This window comes from Streptomyces sp. NPDC059499 (assembly GCF_042749285.1).
In the GTDB taxonomy this organism is placed as follows: Bacteria; Actinomycetota; Actinomycetes; order Streptomycetales; family Streptomycetaceae; genus Streptomyces.
Genome location: NZ_JBHYTT010000027.1, coordinates 1 through 23790, shown reverse-complemented (window position 1 = coordinate 23790; position 23790 = coordinate 1). Strand labels below are relative to the sequence as shown.

Sequence of the window (23790 nt, the reverse complement as noted above, 5' to 3'; positions counted from 1 at the left end):
AGCCCCGAGATCGCTCGGGCAGGAGTCCGTGGACTCGGGCACCCCGCGTGTTCGTGGCGGAACGTGTGCCGGGTGATGCCGGAGACCTCTCGGCAGGCCCTGCGACGGAAGCGTGGTCACTGCTGGTAGAACGTGGCGTCCTGGTTGGCGGTCGTCGTACCGACGCTCTGTGTGTACAGCAGGAAGTTGAAGTGCCGGACGTACTGTCCCGGAAGCCGGTAAGCCTCGTAGGAGACACCACTGGCCGCATCCGCCAGGCCGGGCCGCTGGTAGAACGTCGCTCCGTCGGCGAAGGCCGTGGTGCCGTCGTTCTTGTCCACCCAGACCTCGCCGTTCCTGGCGCGCAGGTAGTGGCCCGGGAAGTTGGCGGACTCCAACGAGACCGTTCCACTGCCGGTGAGCCCACTCACGGTGCGGAACTGCGAGTCGGCGAGATTGCTGACGTTCGACTCGAGCTTTCCCCGGAATTCCCAGTGCCGGATGAAATGGCTCGGGAAGTTGAAGGAGGAGAGGCGCTTGGGGGTGGCACCGTCGGCGACCGGAATCCCGAAATTGGGTGTGCCGTCGGCGTTCCAGTAGACCTTCTGGACACGCGTCCTGCGGTTGGGGTCGTTGAGCGGATCGCCGGCGATGTCCTTGTAGTTGCGGTCGTGATAGACGAGTACGTCGCTTCTGTTGTCCTCCGAGGTCGTGAAGGAGTTGTGACCCGGGCCGTACTGGCCGGTGGCCGCGTTGGTGGCGAAGACGGGAGTGGCGCTCTTCGACCATGCCGCGGGATCGAGCAGATTTCCGGTGGCCGAGGCGGTGAGCATGCCGAGGCAGTAGTTGCTGTCGGTCGCGGACGCGGAGTACGTCATGAAGACCTTGCCGCCGTGCTGGATCAGAGCCGGACCCTCGTTGACTCGATAGCCGGCGGTCTCCCAGCCGTACGTGGGCACGCTCAGGCGTACCGGCGTGCCGCTGATGGTCCACGGGTTGGCCATCTTGGCGATGTAGAGGTTGGAGTTGCTGTTGATGCCCGGGTCCTGCTGCGCCCAGCTGAGGTACCGGGAGCCGTTCACCACGAAGGTGGTCGCATCCAGCGCGAAGCTGTCCATCGGCGTTTTGATCTGGCCCTTTTCGGCCCATCCACCGGTCAGCGGGTTCGCGGCAGAGCTCTCGAGGACGTGCATCCTGATCTTCCACACGTCGTCGGCCCGTCCTGCAGCGAAGTAGACGTACCACTTGCCGTCGATGAAGTGGATTTCCGGCGCCCAGATGTGCGCGCCCATCTCTCCGGTCGCGTGCTTCGTCCAGATCACCGTTTCGGGGGCGGTGGAGAGCGCCTGGATGGTTGCGGCCCGGCGCAGGACGATGCGGTCGTACTCGGGGACGGTTGCGGTGAAGTAGTAGAACCCGTCGGTGTGCTTGAAGATGTGCGGGTCGGCCCGCTGCTTCACCAAGGGGTTGGAATACGGGACGGCCGGCGAGTCCGGTGCGGCGGCCTGGGCGGGCGAGGGCAGCAGCAGGGTTGCCACCATGACAACCCCGACCGCGAGAGCGCTGAAGAGCTTACGGAACCCCACTCTGTCCTCCTCATGTGGTGACAGTGAGGCCGACGGCCATCACTGGTAACCGTGCGTTGGGCTGGGCTGGGCCGGGCTGAGCTGGATGAACTTTCAGGCCTACGCATGTCGCTGCACTCCGACGTCCCTTCGCCCTCGCGCACCACCTGCGCATGCGTGGACGAAGGCAGACCACGCCCGCCGCCCGGGGCGGCGGGCAATCACTCGGTGACGACCGGCATGGGCCCCGCCGTGCCGTGGGCCGAGACGACGAGCAGCGCCTGCCGTTCGACTCAGGAGGTCCATCGGTTGCGAGATTGTTAACGCTAACAGCCAGGGCGTCAAGAGCCCTGTCAAAGTTCGACCGCACCTCTACGCCCGACCTGCCCTGCGGGCCTGGCAGAGCTCCAGCCTCACACCGGCCCGCGAGGGGGATGACCACTGGGCCGCCTGCCGTATCCACCGCGCATCAAATCAACACATCCAAGGATGAAACAACCGGCCTGGTCCGGTCTTCGATCGCGGAGCCCGGCATCCCAGCGCCCTCCGATGCCTTACGCCTCCACCCTCGATACCGGCCCCCTGGAAGCACGATGAGCCCCGCAAGGTCCGACGGGTCAAGAATGGATAACGCGCCACCGAGGCCTTGAAGTCTCGATGTGTGAACGCTAACAATGATGCGCGCTCAGCCTCTGACCACCTCCCGCCGCGACTCCTCGGCGGCCACGGAGCCCTCCCACGGCGCACCTTCAGGGACCCATCCATCCCGGGGCACTGCCTTCACCGTGCTGCGGGACCTACCCGCAGATGCGAGAGGACCCAAAGACCATGAAGCGCAGAGCTCTCCTCGCCGCCGCCGTTCTGGCCGGCTCGATGCTCACCGCCTGCTCCACCGAGCAGTCGTCCGGGGAGGACTCGGACGGCGAACTCGTCCTCGGATTCGCCCAGGTCGGCTCGGAAAGCGGCTGGCGCACCGCGAACACCAAGTCCGTCCAGGAGGCGGCGAAGAAGGCCGGCATCACCCTTGAGTTCTCCGACGCGCAGCAGAAACAGGAGAACCAGATCGAGGCGATCCGCGGTTTCATCCAGCAGAAGGTCGACGTCATCGCCTTCTCCCCGGTCGTGGAGTCAGGTTGGGGCGCGGTACTGAAAGAGGCGAAGGACGCCAAGATTCCCGTCATTCTCACGGACCGTGCGGTCGACTCCGAGGATGCCTCCCTCTACACGTCCTTTCTCGGCTCGGACTTCGTCGAGGAGGGCGAAGAAGCCGGAGTCTGGCTCATCAAGGAGTACGAGGACCGTAGTGACCCGGTCGACATCGTCGAACTCCAGGGCACCACCGGATCCGCTCCCGCGAACGACCGCAAGGCGGGTTTCGCCGAGGCCATCAAGCTGAACGCCAAGTTCAGGATCGTGGCTTCGCAGTCGGGCGACTTCACCCGCGCCAAGGGCAAGGCGGCCATGCAAGCCGTTCTGAGTTCGCACAGGAACCCCGATGTCGTGTACTCCCACAACGACGACATGGCTCTGGGCGCGATCGAGGCCATCGAGGAAGCCGGAATGGAACCGGGGACCGACATCAAGATCATCTCGGTCGACGGTACGAAGGATGCCTTCCTGGCCATGAAGGCCAAGAAGATCAACGTCATCGTGGAGTGCAATCCGCTGCTCGGCGACCAACTGATGCGCCTGGTCCGGCAGGTGGCAGCCGGGAGCAGGGTTCCCCGTCGCGTCGAGACGGTCGAGGACGTCTACACGCAGGAGGAGGCCGAAGTGGCCCTGCCGAGCCGCCAGTACTGATGGGCCGCAGACAACCGCGTCGCCGTCGGCGATCGGTACTCCAGGACGTGGCCACACCAGCAGAATGCCCCCAGCTAGTCATCGGGCTGGCTGCACCGCAGCAGTCGCGGGGCGGCTGATGCCGCACTGCGCCGCGACAGGACAGAGACCGCACCCGAAGGCCCCGCTCGGGCGCACCGGGGCGCCTTCCGTCGCCCCTGCCTGTCGGCGGACGAAGCGGGCTCGGGCAGCACGGGCCCTTGCGGGCCTGCTCAAGGCCGACCGGTCTCGCAGGCCGGTGCGCGGGCGGCGGAGCGGGCAGCTACCGCCGCCTCCGGTGGCCGCGTCCACCCGAAGTCATGACGTCGCAGCCGGCACGCTCAGCGGCCCGTTCGGCCGGAACCTCTCCCACCTACGGCCTCGCGTGGCCACTGCTCCGAGCCGCGCACACGCCTCCTTCTGCCCGGCACGCCGCAGTCAACGGGCTCGCGTATGAGCGGAGTTGCCGTAGTAGGCGTCGGGTCCGTGCTTCCGCGTGAAGTGCCTGTCCAGAAGATGCTGCGGTGGGGCCGACGCGGCCTCGTGTGCCGGCTGGAGCGCCAGCGTGTGCAGGGCCATCTCGGCTACGGCTTCGCAGATGATGGCGTTCTCGAGCGAGGCCGTGGCGGTGGCCCCCCACGTGAAGGGACCGTGACGCGAAACGAGGGCCCCGGGGACGTCCTCGGCACGCCGGGGGTCGCCTTCGAGCAGTGCGACGATCACCTGGCCGGTGTTGTACTCGTAGTCCTTCATGCACTGTTCGGCGGTGAGATCCGCTGTCACGGGGATGGCCCCGTTGAACGTGTCCGCATGTGTCGTACCCAGGACGGGTACGGGACGCCGGGCCTGGGCGAAGGCGACCGCGTGGGTCGAATGCGTGTGAGTGACTCCCCCCACCGAGGGAAAGGCCCGGTAGAGGCAGCGGTGGGTCTCGGTGTCGGTGGAGGGCTTGAGGCTCCCCTCCACGACACTGCCGTCCTCCAGAGCCACGACCACGAGATCGTCCTCGGTGAGATCGGCGTAGGAGACGCCGGACGGCTTGATGACGAACACACCCGCGTCACGATCCACTCCACTCACATTTCCCCAGGTGAGCGTCGCAAGCCCGGCCTCCGGGATCCGCAGGTTGGCCGCCAGGACCTCGCGGCGGAGCTTCTTGATGGTGGTCTCGCTCACTACGTGTTCACCGGGCCTTCTGGGATCGGCAGCAGTTCTCCGGAGGCGGAGCCGGCGGAGGCTGCGGCACGTCGAGTGTGTCGGGCATGGGTACGCGTCGGCCGTGAGGGCAGCGGCTCTATGCCAATCAGATTGTGAGCGCTAACATCACAACACTCAAGACCCCTGGTGCACCAACTTCCCCGTCGCCCCGTACCAGGCAGGGGGCAGAATGTGCGCGCGCACAAGAAGGACGGGTCATCGCGCAAGTCGGCACCCACGCCCCGGCGTGGCCCCGGGCGGTACCTTGGACATGCCGCTCGCTCGAGGAAGGAAGAGGATTGACCCAGCTCCCAGATGTGGCGAGAGCCCCCACGATGGCAGACGTCGCTCGCGCGGCGGACGTGTCCCATCAGACGGTCTCGCGCGTCCTCAGTGGTCATCCGAACGTGAGCGCCAAGACCCGCGCCGCGGTGACACAGGTGATCGAGCAGCTGGGTTACCGCCGCAACTCGGCAGCCCGCGCCCTCGCGACCCGGCGCACCCACACGCTCGGCGTCATCGCCGTGAACACCACCCTGCACGGGCCCGCAAGCACCCTGTCGGGTGTCCAGGAGGCGGCTCGGGAGCGCGGTTACCTCGCTTCGGCCGTCACCCTGCGCATGGCCAACCAGGCCGCGCTCACGGAAGCGATGCAGCACCTCACGACCTGGGGAGTGGAGGGCGTCATCGCCATCACCCCCCAGCGTGACGCCGTAAAGGCCTTGGCGGCGCTCGACACCCCATGCCCTGTCGTCACCGTGGAAGGCGGCCACACCCTCGATCTGCCCGGGGTGTCGCTGGACCAGCATCTGGGCGCCCGGATGATCACCGAGCATCTCCTCGCCACCGGGCACTCCACCGTGTGGCACGTCGCAGGTCCTCAGGACTGGCTGGAGAGCGAAGCGCGGACCGCGGGATGGGAGAGCGCCCTGCGCGACGCCGGCGCCACCGTACCGCCGCCCCTCCGAGGTGACTGGAGTCCCATGTCGGGGTACCGGGCAGGCCAGCAGCTCGCCGGCCACGTCCTGGCCTCACCCGGACGCGGGGACGGCTTGACCGCCGTGTTCGTCGCGAACGACCAGATGGCGCTCGGGGTACTGCGCGCATTTCGGGAAGCCGGCGTGCAGACACCCACGGACGTCGCGGTCGCCGGCTTCGACGACATCCCCGAGGCGGAGTTCTTCCCGCCCCCGCTCACGACGATCCGTCAGGACTTCACCTCGCTGGGCCGAAGCAGCATCGCACTGCTCCTGGACCACATCGAGGGCCGGACCAGAGAGACGACGCACCTCACCGTCGCGCCGGAGCTCATCGTGCGTGCGAGCACCGCGCGCCGGAACATTCCGCACGCGGAATGACGACCGCCCGCCCCGAATCCCCCTGCTCCGACGGCACGGTCGGCCTTCGCGGCGGCGAGAGGCACTCGCGGTACGTCACGCCCCGGGCCTGAGCAGTACCTTGCCGACACCCGGGGCGGCCGATTCGGAGAGCTGTATGGCCTGCTGGTAGGCGTCCAGGCCGAAGGTGTGCGTGATCAGAGGGCGGGTGGAGAGCCGTCCCGAGGTGAAGGCCCGCACGGCACGGACCCACGCCGCCGATGTCGCTCCGAGGACGCACTGCACATTCAGTTGCCGCTTCATGAGTTCCGCAGGATCGAGCAGGTCCGGGCCGAGACCCGTACTCGTACCGATCAGGCGACCGCCCTTCCGGAGTGTTCCGACTGCCTGCTGCGAGGTGGTGTGCGCGTCAACGGTGTGTACGGCGACGTCGAACTCCTGGGGCAGAGGCTCGCCGAGAGCGATGTAGGCATGCGCGCCGAGAGCCAGGGCCAGTCCCTCGCGGCCCGCGCCCGAACCCACCACGGTCACCCGCTTCGCACCGGTGGCCACCAGGAACTGGACGACGAGGAGCCCGAACACCCCGTCGCCGAGCACTGCGATGCTCTCCAGGGGGAGGGGACGCGCCTTGAGCACGGCGGCCACCGCGCAGGCAGCCGGCTCGAGCAGGGCGGCCGCGGCAAGATCCGCGTCGTCCGGAAGCACATGCAGGTGCCGTGCGGGAATCACGAGTGTTTCGGCCATGCCGCCGGGCTGGGTGAACCCCGTCTCCTCGTACCCCGACTCGCACAGCGTGCTCTCGCCCAGGTGGCACCGCTCGCAGATCTGGCATCCCCGGGCACTCTCGCCGACAACCTTCCGGCCCAGGAGCCCTTCCGGCACCCCGCTGCCCACGCGCTCCACGGTTCCGGACCACTCATGGCCGGGCGTGAGTGGATACCGGACATAGCCGTCGGGTCTCGCACCGCGGAGTATGTCCGTGTCGCTTCGGCAGATCCCGTTGCTGTGCACTCGGACCAGCGCTTCGGCCGGACCGGGTGACACGACTGGTTGCGATATCAGCCGGTGCGCTCCCGGTCCGGTGACCAGGATCGCGGCACTCATCATTCACCGTCCATGGGCCGGTGGTGCCGCAGAGCCTCTTCCGGTCGGCGCGGACGGCTGCCGTGCCGGAGTCCTTGTCTTGCGACGATCATCACCATGACCCGATCCGTTCGGTATATCGAATGACGTTCGAGATGTTGGCGGTACGTTAGAGGCGGCGTCGAAACGAAGTCAATGGGCGTGCGTACGCCATCGGGAAGCCCTTCGAAGCCGAGCCTGGCGAGTTGGCCGGACATCGGGGGGATGGCCACCCGGACGACCTCGGCGGACACGGCCCGGCGCAGAGATCCGCCCGCACCGTCTCTGGTTCGGTGCACCGCCCTTACCCCGGGCCGGGTACCCGCGGGTTCTCCGGTCAGTCCGTCGTGAAGCTCAGTACCGTGGTGGACCGGTACACCTCACCGGGCCTCAGCACGGTGGTCGGATCACTTGGCCGGTTGGGCGAATCCGGGAAGTGCTGGGTTTCCAGGGCTATCCCCGCGTAGGCGCGGTACGGCCTGCCGCCCTTTCCGATGACGTCTCCGGAGAAGCCGTTTCCGGTGTACACCTGCATACCTGGTTCTGTGGTGCGGACTTCGAGGCGCCGCCCGGACACCGGGGCGTGGAGAACGGCCGCCCTGCGGAGCTGGGAGCGCCGCGCCGGGTAGAGGACCCAGTTGTGGTCGAACCCCCCTCCCGCGGTGATGAGCTGGGTGTCGGTGTGGGTGAGGACGTCGGACAGCCGCCGGGGACGGCGCAGGTCGAACGGTGTGTCGCTGACCGGCCGGTGAGGGCCTTCGGGGATGAGTTCGGCGTCGACCGGGGTGAACAGCGGCGCGTCGATCTGGAGATGGTGCGCCAGGATGTTGCCGCGGTCCTCTCCCTCGAGGTTCCAGAAGGCGTGGTTGGAGAGGTTGACGACGGTCGGCGCTTCGGCCTCGGCCTGGTAGGACATGGTCAGGTTGTCCTCCCGGTCCAGCGTGTAGCTCACGCGGATGCTCACGGCGCCCGGGAACCCCTGGTCCCCGTCCGGGCTGTGCAGGAAGAGCCTGACGCCGGTGCGGTTGGCGGAGTGAAAGGGTTCGCAGCGCCAGGACCGCTGATCGAACCCGTCGGGGCCGCCGTGCAGGCTGTGACCGGTGTCCTGCGTGTCGAGGCGATGGGTGACCCCGTCGACGGTGAGCCGGCCGTGGGCGATGCGGTTCGCGTAGCGGCCCACCGTCGCACCGAAGTAGCGGGCCTCCCCCTGGAGCGCCCCTGCGTCCCGGGGGGAGAGGACGACATCCGCGAGGCGGCCCCACCGGTCGGGTACGAGAAGCGAGTGCAAGCGGGCGCCGCGTGTGTGGACTTCCGCGCGTGCCTGGCCGGGGAATCCGAAGACCCACCGGTCGCCTGTCCCGACGTCCGCCGACGGGAAGGGTCTACGGACCCGCCCGGGGGCATCGCCCGTCTTCGGCCGGGGCGGTCCGCCCACTGATTCCTGTGGATGTCCCATGGTCTGTGTTCCCTTGGACGTGTGGCCTGCCCGGTAGCGGAACCGGGCAGGGGCGGGCGGCCGCGGCGCGCGGTGCTGGGCGGGCCGACCGGTGGGAGGAGAGGCGTTCGAGGCGTCAGTCGGCGGCGGGCCGGCGGCCACTCATCAGGCGCTGCAGCACGATGAAGACGAGCAGCAGGGCCCCGATGACGATGCGGGTCCACCAGGAGCTGAGCGTGCCCTGGAAGTTGATGACCGTCTGGATCATGCCCAGGACGAGAACGCCCAAGGCCGTACCCAGGACGAACCCCGAACCTCCCGTCAGGAGGGTGCCGCCGATGACGGTGGCGGCTATGGCGTCGAGCTCCAGGCCCATGGCGTGCAGGGCGTAGCCGGAGAGCATGTAGAAGGTCAGCAGCACGCCACCGAGTGCGGAGCACAGGCCGCTGATCGCGTAGACGGCGACCTTCGTCGTGCCGACCGGCAGACCCATCAGGCGGGCCGAGTTCTCGTTGCCGCCCAAGGCGTAGACGTTGCGGCCGAACCGGGTGTGGTGGAGGGTCACGAAGGCGATCACCACCACGGCCAGCGCGATGACCACGGAGATGGAGACGAAGAGTCCCCCGGGTGTGTAGAGACGCGTCTGCGCGATCTGCACCGTGGTGGGGTCGCTGATCGAGATGGACTCGGTGCTGATGGTGTAGCACAGGCCCCTGGCCAGGAACATGCCGGCGAGGGTGACGATGAACGGCTGGATCTCGAAGGTGTGGATGATCCAGCCCATCAGGGAGCCCCCTGCCCCTCCCACCAGCAGCACCAGAGGGATGACGGAGACCAGCGGCCATTGGTGCTGCTCGACCAGCCAGGCGGTGAGCATCGTCGACAGGGCGACGACCGACCCGACGGAGAGATCGATGCCACCGGTGAGGATGACGAAGGTGACGCCGACGGCGACGACCAGGAGGAAGCCGTTGTCGATCAGGAGGTTGAGCAGGACCTGTGCCGAGAAGAACCCGTCGTAGCGCACCGAGCCCACGGCGAACATCGCCACCAGCAGCACGGCGGTGACCATCAGGGGGATCCGGGCGCGACTGCGCGCGGAGGCGGTCGCACGGAAGGGCCGGGTGAGGGTCGCGGCGGCCCCCGCGATGCCGGTGCTCATGCACGTACCTCCTGCTGCAGCGGGGCCTCGCCCGCCGTGGTGTGTGATCCGGGGGGCGCCGTTCTTCTGCGGCGGCGCAGTGCCTTGGCCCGGAATACCGGGGACTGCACGAGGCAGACGACGATGACGACGACTGCCTTGAAGACGAGTGTGACCTCGGGCGGAACGCCCAGGGTGTACACGGTGGTCGAGAGCGTCTGGATGATCAACGCACCCAGGACGGTGCCGCCGATGGAGAAGCGCCCTCCGGTGAGCGCCGTGCCTCCCACGACGACGGCGAGGATCGCGTCGAGTTCGATCCACAGACCGGCGTTGTTGCCGTCGGCGCTGGAGACGTTGGAGCTGATCATCAGTCCGGCGATCGCGGCGCACAGGGCGCTGAAGACGTAGACCACGGTGAGGACACCGGCTGCGCGGATGCCGACCAGGCGGCTGGCCGTGGGGTTACCGCCCACCGACTCGATCAGCAGGCCCAGTGCGCTGCGCCGCGTGATGGCCGAGGTGAGCGCGACGACGGCCGCCGCGAGGAGCACGGCGAAGGGGAACATGAGCCAGTAGCCCCCGCCGATCATCTTGTAGGAGCTGCTGGTCACCGTGATGATCTGCCCGTCGGTGATCAGCTGGGCGACGCCGCGGCCGGCCACCATCAGGATGAGGGTGGCCACGATGGGCTGCACTCCGAGCCGTGAGACGAGCAGCCCGTTCGCCAGGCCGAGTACCGACGCCACACACAGCGCGATGACGACTGCCGTGGCCATGGTGCCGACGCTGCCGGGATGTTCGGAGGTTGCGATGTGCTGGCAGGCGAGCGCGCCGGCGATGGCGACGGTGGAACCGACGGAGAGATCGATACCACGGGTGGCGATGACGAGCGTCATGCCGAGCGACACCAGGATGAGGGGCGCGCCGAACTGCACGATGTCGATGAGGCTGCCGTAGAGGTGGTCGTTGCGTACGCGCACCGCGAGGAAGTCGTGCGTGAAGGCGAGGTTGCCGAGCAACAGGGCGAGCAGGATGAGCGAGGGCCACAGGAGTCGGTGGCCGGCCAGCCGCTTCCGGAGGCCGTCGGCCGCTGTGGCCTTGGCAGGCTGCGGGGTCATGAATGCGCTCCGGTGGCGATGGTGGCCAGAATGCGTTCGGGTGTGACGCTGTCGTCGTTCGTGAGGGTGGCGACCATGCGGTGGTCCCGCAGCACGGCGATGCGGTGGCTGAGGCGCAGGACCTCCTCGAGTTCCGCGGAGATGAACAGCACGGCGGTGCCCTCCGCCGCGAGGCGGGCCACGAGCTTCTGGATCTCGGCCTTGGCCCCGATGTCGATGCCCCGGGTGGGTTCGTCGAGGATCAGCAGTCTGGGGTCCGTCAGGAGCCAGCGAGCCAGCAGGACCTTCTGCTGGTTGCCTCCGCTGAGATGGCGCACCTGGGCCTCGGGGGCGGCGGGCCGGATGTCCAGGGCGTCGATCCAGTGCCGCGCCAGCTCGTCCTGCTTGGCGCGGGACAGGGGCTTGGTCCAGCCACGGGCGGCCTGCAGTGCGAGCACGATGTTCTCGCGGACGGTCAGTTCACCCACGAGCCCCTCGGACTTGCGGTTCTCCGAGCAGAACGCGATCCGGTGGGCGATGGCGTTGCGCGGGGTGCGGAACGAGACCGTCTCGCCTTCCACACTCAGCTCGCCGGCGTCCGCACTGTCCGCGCCGAACAGCAGTCGGGCGGCCTCCGTTCGGCCGGAGCCGAGCAGCCCGGCCAGCCCGATGACCTCTCCGGGACGGATGTCCAGGTCGTACGGTTCGATGAATCCGGTACGCGTCAGCTGCCGCGCCCTCAGGAACGGCTCGCCACCGGCGCGTTCGGAGGCTTCCCGGTGGGCTTCGTCCGAGAGCTGGTCGAGTGTGGCCAGGGCGCCGCCGATCATGCGCTGCACCAGGGTGACAGGGGTGAGTTCCTCGATGGGGTACTCACCCTCCAGGCGGCCGTTGCGCAGAATCGTGACGCGGTCGCAGATGTCGAAGACCTGATCGAGGAAGTGGGTGACGAACAGAATGGCCACACCGCGGTCCCGCAGGCGACGTACCAGTGTGAACAGCTGCGCGACTTCCTCCCGGTCGAGGCTGGAGGTGGGTTCGTCCAGCACGAGGACCTTGGCCGACACATCCACGGCCCGGACGATGGCGACCAGTTGCTGTACGGCCAGGGAGTGCGTGCTGAGCGGACCGGTGACGTCCAGGTCGAGGTCGAGTTCCGTCAGGAGTTCCCTCGCCCGCTGCCGCAGCGCCGACCAGTGGATGAGACCGAACCTGCGGGGTTCCCGGCCGATGAGGATGTTCTCGGCGACGGAGATGTTCGAGCAGAGGTTGACCTCCTGGTAGACGGTGCTGATGCCCGCACGCTGGGCCTGGAGGGGGTCGCCGAACTCCTGTGGCCGTCCGCCGACGAGAATCGTGCCTTCGTCGGCCGGGTGCACGCCGGTGAGCACCTTGATCAGAGTGGACTTCCCCGCGCCGTTCTCGCCCATCAAGGCGTGAACCTCTCCGGGGTAGAGCCGCAGGGCTACCCCGTCCAGGGCGAGCACACCCGGGAATTGCTTGCGGATTCCGTGGGCTTCCAGAACCGGCCGTCGCTGGTCGGCCGTCTCTGCCTGGGGGGTGGGTGGGGCTGCCATCCGCCCTCCTCTCATGAGGTGTGGCCGAAGGAGGCGCACCGCGCCGGGGCCTCCTCCGTGCCGGTCGGACGTGCGTCAGTACTTACGGGTCGGCAGTGCGGCCTCGGCCTTGTCCTGGGGGAAGACTCCCTCTTCGGTCTCCACACGGGCCGGCACGCTCTCCCCCGCTGCGACCTTCTTGGTCAGCTCCATCAGCTGGTCACCGAGCAACGGGTTGCACTCGACGACGACGTTGATCTTGCCTGCGGCCATCGCGACGAAGGCGTCCTTGATCCCGTCCACCGAGATGATCTTGATGTCGGCGCCCGGCTTCTTGCCCGCTTCCTCGATCGCCTGGATCGCGCCGAGCGCCATGTCGTCGTTGTGGGCGTAGAGGACGTCGATGTCCTTCTGGGACTTCAGGAAGGCCTGCATGACCTCCTTGCCCTTGGCGCGGGTGAAGTCGCCGGTCTGCGAGGCGGTGATCTTGAACTTGTCGTCGCCCTTGATGACGTCGGCGAAGCCGGACTTGCGGTCGTTGGCCGGGGCCGAGCCGGTGGTGCCCTGGAGTTCGACGATGTTGACCGGCGCGTCCTTGCCCTCGTACTCCGCCGTCAGCCACTCACCGGCGGACTTGCCCTCCTTGACGAAGTCCGAGCCCAGGAAGGACTTGTAGAGCGAGGTGTCCTTGCTGTCCACCGCACGGTCGGTGAGGATCACCGGGATACCCGCGTCCTTGGCCTCCTTCAGGACGGTGTCCCAGCCGGACTCCACCACCGGCGAGAAGGCGATGACGTCGACCTTCTGCTGGATGAAGGTGCGGATCGCCTTGATCTGGTTCTCCTGCTTCTGCTGCGCGTCGGAGAACTTGAGGGTGATGCCGGCCTTCTTCGCCGCCTCCTGGACGGACTTGGTGTTGGCGGTACGCCACCCGCTCTCGGCGCCGACCTGGGCGAAGCCGAGCACGATCTTGCCGTCGGAGTCGCCCCCGCCGGCGCCCGCGGATCCGGACGCGGGGTTCTCCGTGGAGCAGGCGGTCAGCGCCGAGGACGCGATGAGGGCGATGCTGACGGCAATGGCAGCTCTGCGAGCCATGATGGGTGTCCTTTCGGGATACACGAAGTTCACGTCGGCGCGACCACGAGGCGGTCTCCGCAGGCGAGTTGAGCCCTGTTCGAGCAAGGGAGCCGGCAGCGGGAACGATCCCGACAGGCCCGCCTCGAAGGGTGGGTGCCGCAGCATTGTGAGCGCTAACAGCTCAACATCTCAATCCCTTGACGCGCGTTACTTTTCCGTTATCTTGCTACATGCCTCAGGTCGACCGACCTCTTCCCCATCGGCAAACGCGCCACCACGGGGCTCTCCGTGACGCATGCAGGACACGGAACTGCCGAGCAGATCAGAACCATTTACCCATAACCGGACAACATTTGACCCACGCCCAGGCCGGTGGCACACACGGTCACCTCTCGCGCGAGAGGCGCCGGCAGCGCGCGACTCTTGATTTCGCGATTGTTAGCGCTCACACTTCGACTGTCGAGCAAGCCCGCGCCCTGGGCCCACGCGAGTCGCCGCCCTCATGCCGGCCGCTCGCGGTTGAACAACTTCCTCGAAAGGCACCCCTGGTGACGTCACCCCATCCCCCCGCGTCCCCCGTACCCCCGCGTTCCGAGGACTCCGAGCAGTACACCGTGGGAGTGGACTTCGGCACTCTGTCGGGCCGCGCCGTGGTGGTGCGTGTGCGCGACGGAGCGGAGCTGGCCACCGCGGTACACGACTACCCGCACGGGGTGATCGACCGGAACCTGCCCGGCACCGGCGCGTCACTGCCGCCCGACTGGGCCCTGCAACACCCCCAGGACTGGGTCGATGTCCTGCGCCACGCAGTGCCGGCGGCTGTCACGGCGGCGGGCATCGATCCCGTCTCGGTCATCGGCATCGCCACCGACTTCACTGCCTGCACCGTGCTTCCCACGCTCGCGGACGGGACCCCGTTGGCCGAGACCGGGCTCGCCGACCGCCCTCACGCCTGGCCGAAGCTGTGGAAGCACCACGCCGCACAGGGACAGGCCGATCGCATCAACGCTCTCGCTCACGCACGGGGCGAACAGTGGATCTCTCGGTACGGCGGCAAGATCTCGGCCGAATGGCAGTTCGCCAAGGCCCTGCAGGTCCTGGAGGAGGACCCGCAGGTGTACGACTCGTGTGCCCGCTGGATCGAGGCGGCGGACTGGATCGTGTGGCAGCTCACCGGTGCGGAGTCGCGGAACGCCTGCACCGCCGGGTACAAGGGCATCCACCAGGACGGCTCCTATCCCGGCGAGCAGTACCTGGCCGGCCTGGACCCACGCTTCTCGGACTTCGCCCGGACCCGGCTCGAGTTCCCTCTGTCCGCACTCGGCTCCCGTGTGGGATCACTGTCCGCCAGGGCTGCCGACTGGACCGGCCTTCCTGCCGGTATCGCCGTCGCTGCCGGCAACGTCGACGCCCATGTGACCGCGGCGGCCGCCCAAGCCGTGGAGGACGGGCGTCTGCTGGCCATCATGGGCACCTCCACCTGCCATGTCGTCAATGCTCCCGTGCTGGCCGACGTCCCCGGGATCTGCGGTGTCGTCGACGGAGGCATCGTGGAGGGCACCTACGGCTACGAGGCGGGGCAGAGCGCGGTCGGCGACATCTTCGCCTGGGCCCTGCGCCAGGGCGTCCCGGCGGAGTACCTCGAAGAGGCGGCGTCCCTGGGCGAGGATCTGCACACCCTGCTGACCCGCAAGGCGGCTCTGCAACCGGTCGGGGGGCATGGGCTGGTCGCCCTGGACTGGATGAACGGCAACCGCTCGGTGCTCGTCGACCACCACCTCTCCGGTGTCATCGTGGGACTCACCCTGGCCACCCGGCCCGAAGACGTCTACCGCGCGCTCCTGGAAGCCACCGCCTTCGGCACCCGCGTCATCGTGGAGACGCTGGAGAGCGGCGGCGTCCCGGTGAACGAGTTCATCGTGGCCGGCGGACTGGCCAAGAACCACCTGCTCATGCAGATCTACTCCGACGTACTGCGCCGCCCTGTCTCCCTCGCGACCTCCCAGCAGGGACCGGCACTCGGCTCGGCCATCCACGCCGCCGTCGCCGCGGGAGCGCACCCTGACGTGCGCACCGCGACAGCCGCCATGGGCAGCCTGAAGCGCGACGCCTTCACGCCCGACCCCGCGCGCGCCGACGCCTACGACGCGCTGTTCGCCGAATACCGGCTGCTGCACGACCACTTCGGCACCGGCGACCTTCTGCACCGCCTGAGGAACGTACGCAACAACGCGATCGCCTCCCTCTGACACCGGCCACGACGCCCGCAACGCTCTGCGCGCGGCCCCGCCACGTACACGACTACCTCCAGGAGCTCCCGTGTCCAGCCCCGCTTCACCCGTCCACGAGATCTGGTTCCTCACCGGCAGCCAGGGCCTCTACGGCGAGGAGACCCTGCGTCAGGTGGCCGAGCAGTCCGGGCAGATCGCCGCTGCTCTCGCCGACGCGAGCGACCTCCCCGCGCGCATCGTGTGGAAGCCCGTACTGACGGAGGCCTCCTCGATCCGGCGCATGTGCCTCGAGGCGAACAGCGACGATCGCTGCGTCGGCCTCATCGCCTGGATGCACACCTTCTCTCCCGCGAAGATGTGGATCTCCGGCCTGGACGCCCTGCGCAAGCCCCTGCTCCACCTCCACACCCAGTCGAACGTCGCCCTGCCCTGGGCAACCATCGACATGGACTTCATGAATCTCAACCAAGCCGCCCACGGCGACCGCGAGTTCGGGCACATCCAGTCCCGCCTCGGGGTGGCCCGCAAGACCGTGGCCGGCCATGTCACCGATCCTCTGACGGTCGCCCGGGTCACCACCTGGGCCCGTGCCGCAGCCGCCCGCTCCGAACTCTCCACGCTCAAGGTCGCCCGCTTCGGCGACAACATGCGCGACGTGGCCGTCACCGAGGGCGACAAGGTCGAGGCGCAGCTCCGCTTCGGGGTCTCCGTCAACACCTATGGCGTCAACGACCTCGTCGACGTGGTCGACAGCGCGGACGAATCAGTGGTCAGCGCCCTGGTCAAGGAGTACGACGACACCTACCGCCTGGCACCGGAGCTGCGCACCGGGGGCGAACGGCACGAGTCGCTCCGCTACGCGGCCCGCATCGAAGCAGGTCTGAACACCTTCCTCGACGAGGGCGGGTTCAAGGCCTTCACCACCAACTTCGAGGACCTCGGCGGGTTGCGCCAGCTCCCGGGTCTCGCCGTGCAACGTCTCATGTCCCGGGGCTACGGCTTCGGGGGCGAGGGCGACTGGAAGACCGCCGTCCTGCTGCGTGCTCTCAAGGTCGCCGCCGCGGGCCTCCCGGGCGGAACGTCCTTCATGGAGGACTACACCTACGACCTCACGCCCGGCAGCGAAGTCATCCTGGGCGCGCACATGCTCGAGGTCTGCCCGACGATAGCGACCGGCACTCCCAGCTGCGAGATCCATCCACTGGGCATCGGCGGCCGCGAGGACCCCGTACGTCTGGTGTTCGACGCCGCTCCGGGCCCAGGCGTCGTTGTCGGCCTGGCCGACCTCGGGGACCGCTTCCGCCTGGTCGCCAACGACATCGACGTCGTGTCCCCGGCCGAGCCCCTGCCCGCCCTTCCTGTGGCCCGCGCCGTCTGGCAGCCCCGCCCCGACCTGCGCACCTCCACCGAGTCGTGGCTCACGGCCGGCGGCCCGCACCACACCGTGCTGAGCACCGCGCTCACCACGGAGCACCTGGACGATCTGGCCGAGATGCTTCGCATGGAACTCGCTGTCATCGACGGGGCGACGAGCGTGCGGCAGTTCACGCGCGAACTGCGCTGGAACCAGGCGTATCACCGCCTTGCTCTGGGGTTGTGACGCTGTTCGGTCAGTAGGGGGCCGGGGCGGGTCACGCCCCGGCCCCCTACTGCGTGTGGATACGACGTCCGGAGCGTGCGCCGGTCAGCGTGCCGTCGGTATTCGCGTGCTCAAGGCCTTCAAAATGGCGCGGGCCCGAACGTCTCCTCACCCGATGGTCTCGAAGCAGAATATGGAAACGTCAGTTCCTGCCATGGCCAATTCTTTCCTCTGCACAGAAAGGGGAGAGGCCCCGAGGTTCGGAATATCGAACATATGTCACGATGCCGCCGGAACCATAAGCGCCGGGCAATGCGGAGTCAACGTCCAGGACGCCCTTCGGCGGGGTGAGGGCCGAGCAGATACGGGGTCAACGGCAGGCGCAAGGAATTACGTCGCAGGCATTGACGCCGCAGCGGCGGGCCCCTAATTTCTGACCGCTCAACCGAACCGCGTTCGACATATCGAACGCACGGCAATTCCCGGCATCCATCGCACCTGCGCGTCCTCAGTCCGCCCGAGAACCCTGCCTCCAGCGAGACAACCGGAGTTCCGATGAGCTTTTCCTCCCGCCCCCGCCCCCTGTCGCGCCGTTCATTTCTCGGCGTCTCCGCAGCCACTTCTGTGGCCCTGGCCGCCGATTTGTCCCTAGGGGCCCGGACCGCCCATGCCGCCGATTCGGCATACGTCATGGGCTATTTCACCGAGTCACCGCTGAACAACGGCAACGACTACGGCCTTCACCTGGCTGTCAGCACCGACTCCCTGAATTGGATGCCGCTCAACCAGAACGCACCGGTGGTCACTCCCACCGCGGGCGCCGGCGGCTTGCGCGACCCGTTCATCCTGCGTAAGCAGGACGGCACCTTCGTGGTTCTCGCCACCGATCTGAAAGGCACCGACTGGGGCTACAACAGCCAGTACATCCATGTCTGGGACTCCGCCGACCTGCGCACGTTCACCAACTACCGGCGCCCCAAGCTGCACGACATGGCCACCCACAGCTGGGCCCCGGAAGCCTTCTGGGACGCCTCCCGGGGCCAGTACGCCCTCATCTACTCATCGGTGAACTCGACCGGGCACAGCGTCATCATGGTCAACTACACGACGGATTTCCTGACGGTCTCCGCGCCGCAGGTCTTCTTCGACCCGGGATACGACGTCATCGACGGGGACATGGCGGTGGGGGTCAACGGCGTCAACTACCTGTTCTTCAAGAACAGCGCCACCGGCGGTCTGACCGGGGCCCGGTCCACGTCGCTGAACCCGGGAAGCTTCGTTCCCTTCGGCAACTCGCTCGCCCACGGTGGCACCGAAGCGCCCACTCTGGTGAAGTCCCTGACCTCGAACACCTGGTACCTGTGGGGCGACACGTACACGCCGAACGGCGTCCTCTACGCCTGGCGGACCAACGATCTCGCCGCCGGCAGCTGGACCCCCGTCGACCAGCGGCTCTACACCCATCCCCTCAACGCCAAGCACTGCACCATCGCCGCCATCACCGCCGGCCAGCACAGCAATCTCGTGACGCGGTGGGGAGCACCCGCCTGGAACCGGCTCAAGTCCTACAACTTCCCGGACCGGTACGTACGTCACGCCAACCTGATCGCACGGCTGGACACCTACCCGTTCGACCCGTACCCCGACTCGCAGTGGAAGCTGGTACCCGGCCTCGCCGACCCTTCCGGAGTGTCCTTCCAGTCGGTCAACTACCCGACCCGCTACCTGCGTCACTTCAACTACGCGCTGCGCCTGGACGAGAGTGACGGCACAGCCGGATTCGCAGCGGATGCGACCTTCCACCGGGTCGCCGGCCTCGCCGACGCCTCCTGGACGTCCTTCCGTTCACACAACAACCCGACCCACTACATCCGGCACTCCGGCTACGCCCTTCGGACAGACCCTGTCGTGACCGCCACCGACAGGGCCGACGCCACGTTCTCGGTCGGCTACTGACCGGCGCCGCGACCGCAGGGCAGCGCCGGCCGAGCCGGCGCCCGGCGGGGTCCCCACTCGACATCAGCACCTGGGACATCGCCTGGTCGACGTCACGGTGGACCCCGTACGGCCACCTCGCCCAGGACGGCCCAGGAGCACTGCCGTCAGGTCGTCGAGGCGGCCGTGGGGTTCCCCGCTCAGACCAGGCCCAGCGACCTCAGAACCCGCTGCTGACCCGGTGTCGGGTCCGTCGGCCAGTAGACGTAGCAGACACCGCCCGTACCGCTCCTGACTGCGCCGTTCGCGTCGTAGCGCTTGGTCCTCAGCCAGATATTTTCCCACTCGCGCCGAAGGTAGACGCGCCGCACGGCCCCGTTGTCCGGCGAGGCGGGGTCATTGGCGATCACATCGCCGTCGGCCGTGAAGCCGATGACGGTCATCAGATGGCCGGAGGTGCCGTAGCCCGCCCCGGTCAGCTCCGTCTTGAGGAACGACTGGGACGTTATGACCGGCACGCCCGCGCCGACCAGCTTCTCCAGATCCTTAAGCGACCCGAGCCGGGTGACGACCGCGTTCATGTCCTTGTACGTGGCCGCGTAGGCGGCGTTGAAGGGCCAGTTGCCGCAGCCCTCGTACTGGTAGTCGAAGGTGTAGCGGGCCGCGTGGCAGACCTGGGGGTCGGCGAGCCCCGGCTTGACCCAGGACAGGTCGTCCGCGGTGGGCTCGCGCCCCCAGTACTCGATGATCATCTGCGAGGAGGTGGGGCTGCACCAGGCCTCGCCACCGTTGTCGTACTCGGGGTACTGCCCCACGTGGACGTTCTGCGAGTAGCGGGGCACCGGCAGTTCGCGGACGAGCCCCGGCGCGGCGGCCGGGACGGTGAAGCGGTCCGGGACGTCCGAGGCCATCGCGCCTACGCGGTGGACCGTGGGAGTGAGACGGCTGCCCGGGGTCCGGTGGAGCGTGAGCCGCAGCCGGTACGAGACCAGCCGCAGCCCGCTCGCGGCGTCGTCCACCGAGAAGGTGTCGGTCCAGACCGTGCTCCTGTCGTCGGTCTGGTCGTCGACGGAGGTACGGCGGATGTCCGCGTCGCCGGAGGCCCAGCGGCCCATCACGTACCAGGGGGTGTCGGTCCCGTCGGAGTACCGGCCGCGCAGCTCGATCTGGATCCATGTACCGGCCGGGGTGCGGGCGTTCCAGGAGGCGATCACCTCGGTGGCCGGCACCGAGGAGCGGTGGACGGGTGAGGTCCAGGTCGCGTACTCCCAGGTGGTGGTCCTACCCGTGTGCGGGTCGGCGTAGTCGGTGGTCCCGGCGGGGGTCGAGATCACGAGACCCGGCCTGCGGCCGGCGACAGCGCGTGTGCCCGCGGAGGTACCGAAGCGCCAGTCGGTGTAGGTGCTCCAGAAATGGTTGTCGACGAGCGAGGCGACCGCCGGGGTGGGAGAGGTGCGGGCAGGAGCGGCCGCGGCGGAGCCTGCGGCGGACACCGCGCCTGCGCCGGCCGCGAGCGCGGCGGTCAGCACGGTTCTGCGTGAAGTCGGTCTGGTCATGGGCGAGACCCCCTGTCGTGAGCGGATATGGGGCTGCGGATGCCGAGCGGTGCGCCAACTATTGCGGGTCCGGACCGGATCCGGCCAGCGATTCGCACCGCGTCGCGTGATCAATATTGGTCTGGTCCACTGGCGTGACCTGCGAGGGCTCCGGCCGGGGCGCGGTGCAGCCCTTAGGGTGGAGACATGAACGACCTGGCGGACCACGCCCGCCGCCTGCGCTCCCTGGCCCCGTCCTGCGGGCCGGTGCGGCTGATCGCGGTCGACGGACACGCGGGCTCGGGCAAGACGACCTTCGCGGGCCGGCTGGCCGCAGCCCTGGACGACGCCCCCGTGCTGCATCTGGACGACCTCGCCACCCATGACGAGCTCTTCGCCTGGACGGGCCGGCTGCGGGCCCAGGTCCTCGGCCCGCTCTCGCGCGGGGAGACGGCGCATTACGCCCCGTACGACTGGACGGGCAGGCGCTTCGGGCCGGCGCGTGCGCTGCCGCCCGCCCCGGTGATGCTGATCGAGGGGGTGGGCGCGGGCCGGAGCGCGGTGCGTCCCTTCCTGGCGGAGCTGCTCTGGCTCGAAGGGGACAGCGACAGGTCCTGGGAGCGGGGCCGCCGTCGGGACGGCCCCGCGCTCTCGGAGTTCTGGGACGGATGGACCGTCGCGGAACTCGAGCATTTCGCCCGCGACCCCTCGTACCCTTTCGCGGATGCGGTGATACGGCAGTTGCCCGAGGGATACGCGTGGCTGGAAGCGCCTCACGCGACAGCGGGAACGAGTCACATCATCACGCACGGTGAAGGTTGAGGGCCGCCATACCGAGCAGTCGGAATTCGCATCCGGCGTGCCCCAACTCGGCTTGACCGAGGGGCCGTACAGGTCTTACGTTCTCAATGTGCGGCTTTTCGGAGCCCTCACAGACGCGGAGCCCCCGGTTGTTCCCCCGTGATCGGGGGCTTCGTTCTGCCCTCGGGCGCCGTTTTCCGGCCGCCCGGTGACGCGTTCCGCTCACGCTCGGTCACGACTCCGATGCGCCGGTAACGCCCTTCGCCGCTCACTCCCTGTGCAGGTACGATGCATCTCGGTGCGGTCAATTCCCGTCCCCGACGCAGTGATTCGGCACGCTCCGATGGGCATGCTGTGCGGGCGGGACATTCTGGGGGCACGGTTTGTGGGGGACCTGATGGACATCGGCACGCAGGGCTCACAAGCCCCCGCCGACCTTGCGTGGCTGCGCGGCGTGGACGCCTACACGATGGGCGCGTACCCGCAGGCCGAAGAGGAATTCCGAAGTGCGGTGCGCTTCGACCCCGGCATGGCGGACGGCTGGCTCGGCCTCCATGCCCTGCGGATCGACACCACCACCGCGCTCTTACGCATGTACCGCCATCGGGACCGGTTCGGCGAGCAACGGGCGCGCCATCGACGCACCCTCAACTCCTGGTACTGGCTGGGATGGTGGGTACAACCGGTGCTGGAGAGCCCGCGCGACCTGCTTCTCGCGCACGCCTCGCACTGGCTGGACGGCCGTCATGTACCCGAGCTGGACCGGGCGTTGGCGGGCCTTCCCCCGATCGACACGGATCCGCATGTGCGGTTCCTCCATGCGTGCCGCGCCTACCTGGTCAAGGACTGGGAGCAGCTCGTGCGCACCACGGAGCAGCTGGTCGACGATCCACTGCTCGGCATCGAGGCCGGGCTCTTCGGCGGGATGGCACGGGTGCGTCTGGAGATGTACGGGCACGCGGAGCCGCTGCTGTCCGCCGCCCTGATGCGCTGCCGCAGCGAGCAACCGCAGCGCAAGGAGCTGCGCTACTGGCTGGCGCGGGCCCATGAGGGAACCGGGCGCAGCGCGGCGGCGCTTCCGCTGTACCGGGCGGTGCATCGTGTGGATCCGGCCTTCATGGACACCTCCGCCCGGCTCGCGGCGATCTCCGAGGGGGACGGATACGACGAGGCGGCCGATATGGCCGCGGTGTCGATGGCCGGCTTCGGCCCGGACGGCACCGGTGCGGAGGCCCAGGCCGACGGGGACTCACTGCTGGGCACCGATCTGGTGGACGGGCGCGAACCCTGGCTCGGCGGGGACCCGCAGGACCTGCCCGGAGCCGGCGCGGCTCCGCGTGCCGACGGGGTGAGGGAGAAGTCCGCGGGACAGCCCGCGCCCGCCGCCTTCCCCTCGGGGCCGAGCGATCCGGCGCTGCTCGCAGAGGCCCTGGCGGAGCTGGAGCGCATGGTGGGACTCGAACCCGTGAAACGCCAGGTCAAGGCCCTGTCCGCGCAACTCAACATGGCGCGGCTCCGCGCCGAGCAGGGTCTTCCGGTGCAGCCGCCCAAGCGCCACTTCGTCTTCTCCGGCCCGTCCGGGACGGGCAAGACAACGGTCGCTCGCATTCTCGGCCGGGTGTTCTACGCGCTCGGCCTCCTGGGCGGTGACCACCTGGTGGAGGCCCAACGGTCCGATCTCGTCGGTGAGTTCCTCGGCCAGACGGCGGTGAAGGCCAATGAGCTGATCGATTCGGCGCTGGGCGGGGTGCTCTTCGTGGACGAGGCGTACAGCCTCTCCAACTCCGGTTACAGCAAGGGCGACGCGTACGGCGACGAGGCCCTGCAGGTCCTGCTCAAGCGGGCCGAGGACAACAGGGACCATCTCGTGGTCATCCTCGCGGGCTATCCGGAGGGCATGGACCGGCTGCTCTCCACCAATCCGGGGCTCTCCTCACGCTTCACGACCCGGGTGGACTTCCCCAGCTACCGCCCTCTGGAACTCACCGCGATCGGCGGGGTACTGGCCGCCGAGAACGGCGACGCGTGGGACGAGGAGTCGCTGGACGAGCTGCGCAGCATCAGCGGGCACGTGGTCGACCAGGGCTGGATCGACGAGCTGGGCAACGGCCGCTTCCTCCGCACCCTGTACGAGAAGAGCTGCGCCTACCGCGATCTGCGGCTCTCCGGCTACGCGGTCGCGCCGACCCGGGACGATCTGGCCACGCTCCGGCTGCCGGACCTGATGCAGGCGTACGGCGAAGTGCTCTCCGGGCGGGGTCCCGTGGACCGCGGGAAGCCGGAGCCCGGGGCGCTGTGAGCAGCGGATCGGCGCCGGGGGGGGGGGGGACCCCCGGCGGGCCCACGCGTGGGTTTGGGTGGGGGCCGACCCGGAGCCCCCAA

General features: G+C 68.5%; 16 protein-coding genes. 7 read left to right on the top strand and 9 right to left on the bottom strand.

The window, feature by feature from the left end; genetic code table 11:
- Positions 1–116: 116 nt before the first annotated feature.
- Positions 117–1520: a family 43 glycosylhydrolase gene (locus ACFW9O_RS35525; protein WP_384615256.1), complete on the bottom strand. Its 1404-nt coding sequence runs from the start codon at positions 1518–1520 to the stop codon at positions 117–119.
- Between the two features lie 852 nt (positions 1521–2372).
- Here ACFW9O_RS35525 and ACFW9O_RS35520 point away from each other — a divergent pair.
- Positions 2373–3344, top strand: a complete 972-nt coding sequence (locus ACFW9O_RS35520; RefSeq protein WP_384615197.1) for an ABC transporter substrate-binding protein — start codon at positions 2373–2375, stop codon at positions 3342–3344.
- Positions 3345–3800: 456 nt separating this feature from the next.
- Here the strand turns inward: ACFW9O_RS35520 and araD are convergent, their stop codons facing one another.
- On the bottom strand, positions 3801–4538 hold the full coding sequence (araD, locus tag ACFW9O_RS35515) for an L-ribulose-5-phosphate 4-epimerase AraD (RefSeq protein WP_384615195.1): 738 nt from the start codon (positions 4536–4538) through the stop codon (positions 3801–3803).
- Positions 4539–4894: 356 nt separating this feature from the next.
- Between araD and ACFW9O_RS35510 the strand changes: the two genes are divergently transcribed.
- Complete coding sequence (locus ACFW9O_RS35510) at positions 4895–5917, top strand: LacI family DNA-binding transcriptional regulator (protein ID WP_384615193.1); 1023 nt, start codon at positions 4895–4897, stop codon at positions 5915–5917.
- Positions 5918–5992: 75 nt separating this feature from the next.
- Here ACFW9O_RS35510 and ACFW9O_RS35505 read toward each other — a convergent pair whose 3' ends face one another.
- The 6 genes from ACFW9O_RS35505 to ACFW9O_RS35480 all read right to left on the bottom strand — a co-directional run bounded on the left by ACFW9O_RS35505 (position 5993) and on the right by ACFW9O_RS35480 (position 13345).
- Positions 5993–7000, bottom strand: coding sequence for a zinc-binding dehydrogenase (locus ACFW9O_RS35505; protein ID WP_384615192.1), 1008 nt, complete (start codon positions 6998–7000; stop codon positions 5993–5995).
- A 355-nt stretch (positions 7001–7355) separates the two neighbouring features.
- On the bottom strand, positions 7356–8474 hold the full coding sequence (locus ACFW9O_RS35500) for an aldose epimerase family protein (protein WP_384615190.1): 1119 nt from the start codon (positions 8472–8474) through the stop codon (positions 7356–7358).
- 115 nt (positions 8475–8589) lie between these two features.
- A complete protein-coding gene (gene yjfF / locus ACFW9O_RS35495; protein WP_384615188.1) occupies positions 8590–9615 on the bottom strand; it encodes a galactofuranose ABC transporter, permease protein YjfF in 1026 nt (341 codons plus the stop codon).
- Entirely contained in the window at positions 9612–10715 is a 1104-nt protein-coding gene (locus tag ACFW9O_RS35490; protein WP_384615186.1) for an ABC transporter permease, read from the bottom strand. Before ACFW9O_RS35490 ends, yjfF begins: the two co-directional genes overlap by 4 nt.
- A complete protein-coding gene (locus ACFW9O_RS35485) occupies positions 10712–12271 on the bottom strand; it encodes a sugar ABC transporter ATP-binding protein (protein WP_384615184.1) in 1560 nt (519 codons plus the stop codon). The genes ACFW9O_RS35490 and ACFW9O_RS35485 overlap by 4 nt, the downstream gene beginning before the upstream one ends.
- A 75-nt stretch (positions 12272–12346) precedes the next feature.
- Positions 12347–13345, bottom strand: coding sequence for an ABC transporter substrate-binding protein (locus tag ACFW9O_RS35480; protein WP_384615182.1), 999 nt, complete (start codon positions 13343–13345; stop codon positions 12347–12349).
- Between the two features lie 530 nt (positions 13346–13875).
- On the opposite strand from ACFW9O_RS35480, the gene araB reads away from it, so the two are divergent.
- The 3 genes from araB (at position 13876) to ACFW9O_RS35465 (ending at position 19093) form a co-directional block, all read left to right on the top strand.
- Positions 13876–15576 (top strand): ribulokinase, encoded by a 1701-nt coding sequence (gene araB / locus ACFW9O_RS35475; RefSeq protein ID WP_384615180.1) that lies wholly within the window; start codon positions 13876–13878, stop codon positions 15574–15576.
- A gap of 70 nt (positions 15577–15646) precedes the next feature.
- The gene (gene araA, locus ACFW9O_RS35470) at positions 15647–17158 is read left to right on the top strand and encodes an L-arabinose isomerase (RefSeq protein WP_351174650.1); all 1512 of its coding nucleotides are present in this window, start codon (positions 15647–15649) and stop codon (positions 17156–17158) included.
- A 534-nt stretch (positions 17159–17692) separates the two neighbouring features.
- A complete protein-coding gene (locus tag ACFW9O_RS35465; protein WP_384615178.1) occupies positions 17693–19093 on the top strand; it encodes a glycoside hydrolase family 43 protein in 1401 nt (466 codons plus the stop codon).
- A gap of 179 nt (positions 19094–19272) precedes the next feature.
- Here the strand turns inward: ACFW9O_RS35465 and ACFW9O_RS35460 are convergent, their stop codons facing one another.
- The gene (locus ACFW9O_RS35460) at positions 19273–20628 is read right to left on the bottom strand and encodes a peptidase C39 family protein (RefSeq protein WP_384615176.1); all 1356 of its coding nucleotides are present in this window, start codon (positions 20626–20628) and stop codon (positions 19273–19275) included.
- A 186-nt stretch (positions 20629–20814) separates the two neighbouring features.
- Here ACFW9O_RS35460 and ACFW9O_RS35455 point away from each other — a divergent pair, with 186 nt between their 5' ends.
- Entirely contained in the window at positions 20815–21429 is a 615-nt protein-coding gene (locus tag ACFW9O_RS35455; protein ID WP_351174656.1) for a hypothetical protein, read from the top strand.
- Positions 21430–21805: 376 nt separating this feature from the next.
- On the top strand, positions 21806–23707 hold the full coding sequence (locus ACFW9O_RS35450; protein WP_384615174.1) for an AAA family ATPase: 1902 nt from the start codon (positions 21806–21808) through the stop codon (positions 23705–23707).
- Positions 23708–23790: the final 83 nt, after the last annotated feature.

Excerpts from the sequence above, each read along its gene's own strand:
- ACFW9O_RS35465 (WP_384615178.1), top strand. The coding sequence starts at position 17,693 with ATGAGCTTTTCCTCCCGCCCCCGCCCCCTGTCGCGCCGTTCATTTCTC.
- ACFW9O_RS35505 (WP_384615192.1), bottom strand. The coding sequence starts at position 7,000 with ATGAGTGCCGCGATCCTGGTCACCGGACCGGGAGCGCACCGGCTGATA.
- ACFW9O_RS35490 (WP_384615186.1), bottom strand. The coding sequence starts at position 10,715 with ATGACCCCGCAGCCTGCCAAGGCCACAGCGGCCGACGGCCTCCGGAAG.
- ACFW9O_RS35455 (WP_351174656.1), top strand. The coding sequence starts at position 20,815 with ATGAACGACCTGGCGGACCACGCCCGCCGCCTGCGCTCCCTGGCCCCG.
- ACFW9O_RS35510 (WP_384615193.1), top strand. The coding sequence starts at position 4,895 with ATGGCAGACGTCGCTCGCGCGGCGGACGTGTCCCATCAGACGGTCTCG.
- ACFW9O_RS35460 (WP_384615176.1), bottom strand. The coding sequence starts at position 20,628 with ATGACCAGACCGACTTCACGCAGAACCGTGCTGACCGCCGCGCTCGCG.
- ACFW9O_RS35450 (WP_384615174.1), top strand. The coding sequence starts at position 21,806 with ATGGACATCGGCACGCAGGGCTCACAAGCCCCCGCCGACCTTGCGTGG.
- ACFW9O_RS35520 (WP_384615197.1), top strand. The coding sequence starts at position 2,373 with ATGAAGCGCAGAGCTCTCCTCGCCGCCGCCGTTCTGGCCGGCTCGATG.
- ACFW9O_RS35485 (WP_384615184.1), bottom strand. The coding sequence starts at position 12,271 with ATGGCAGCCCCACCCACCCCCCAGGCAGAGACGGCCGACCAGCGACGG.
- yjfF (WP_384615188.1), bottom strand. The coding sequence starts at position 9,615 with ATGAGCACCGGCATCGCGGGGGCCGCCGCGACCCTCACCCGGCCCTTC.
- ACFW9O_RS35480 (WP_384615182.1), bottom strand. The coding sequence starts at position 13,345 with ATGGCTCGCAGAGCTGCCATTGCCGTCAGCATCGCCCTCATCGCGTCC.
- ACFW9O_RS35525 (WP_384615256.1), bottom strand. The coding sequence starts at position 1,520 with ATGGTGGCAACCCTGCTGCTGCCCTCGCCCGCCCAGGCCGCCGCACCG.
- ACFW9O_RS35500 (WP_384615190.1), bottom strand. The coding sequence starts at position 8,474 with ATGGGACATCCACAGGAATCAGTGGGCGGACCGCCCCGGCCGAAGACG.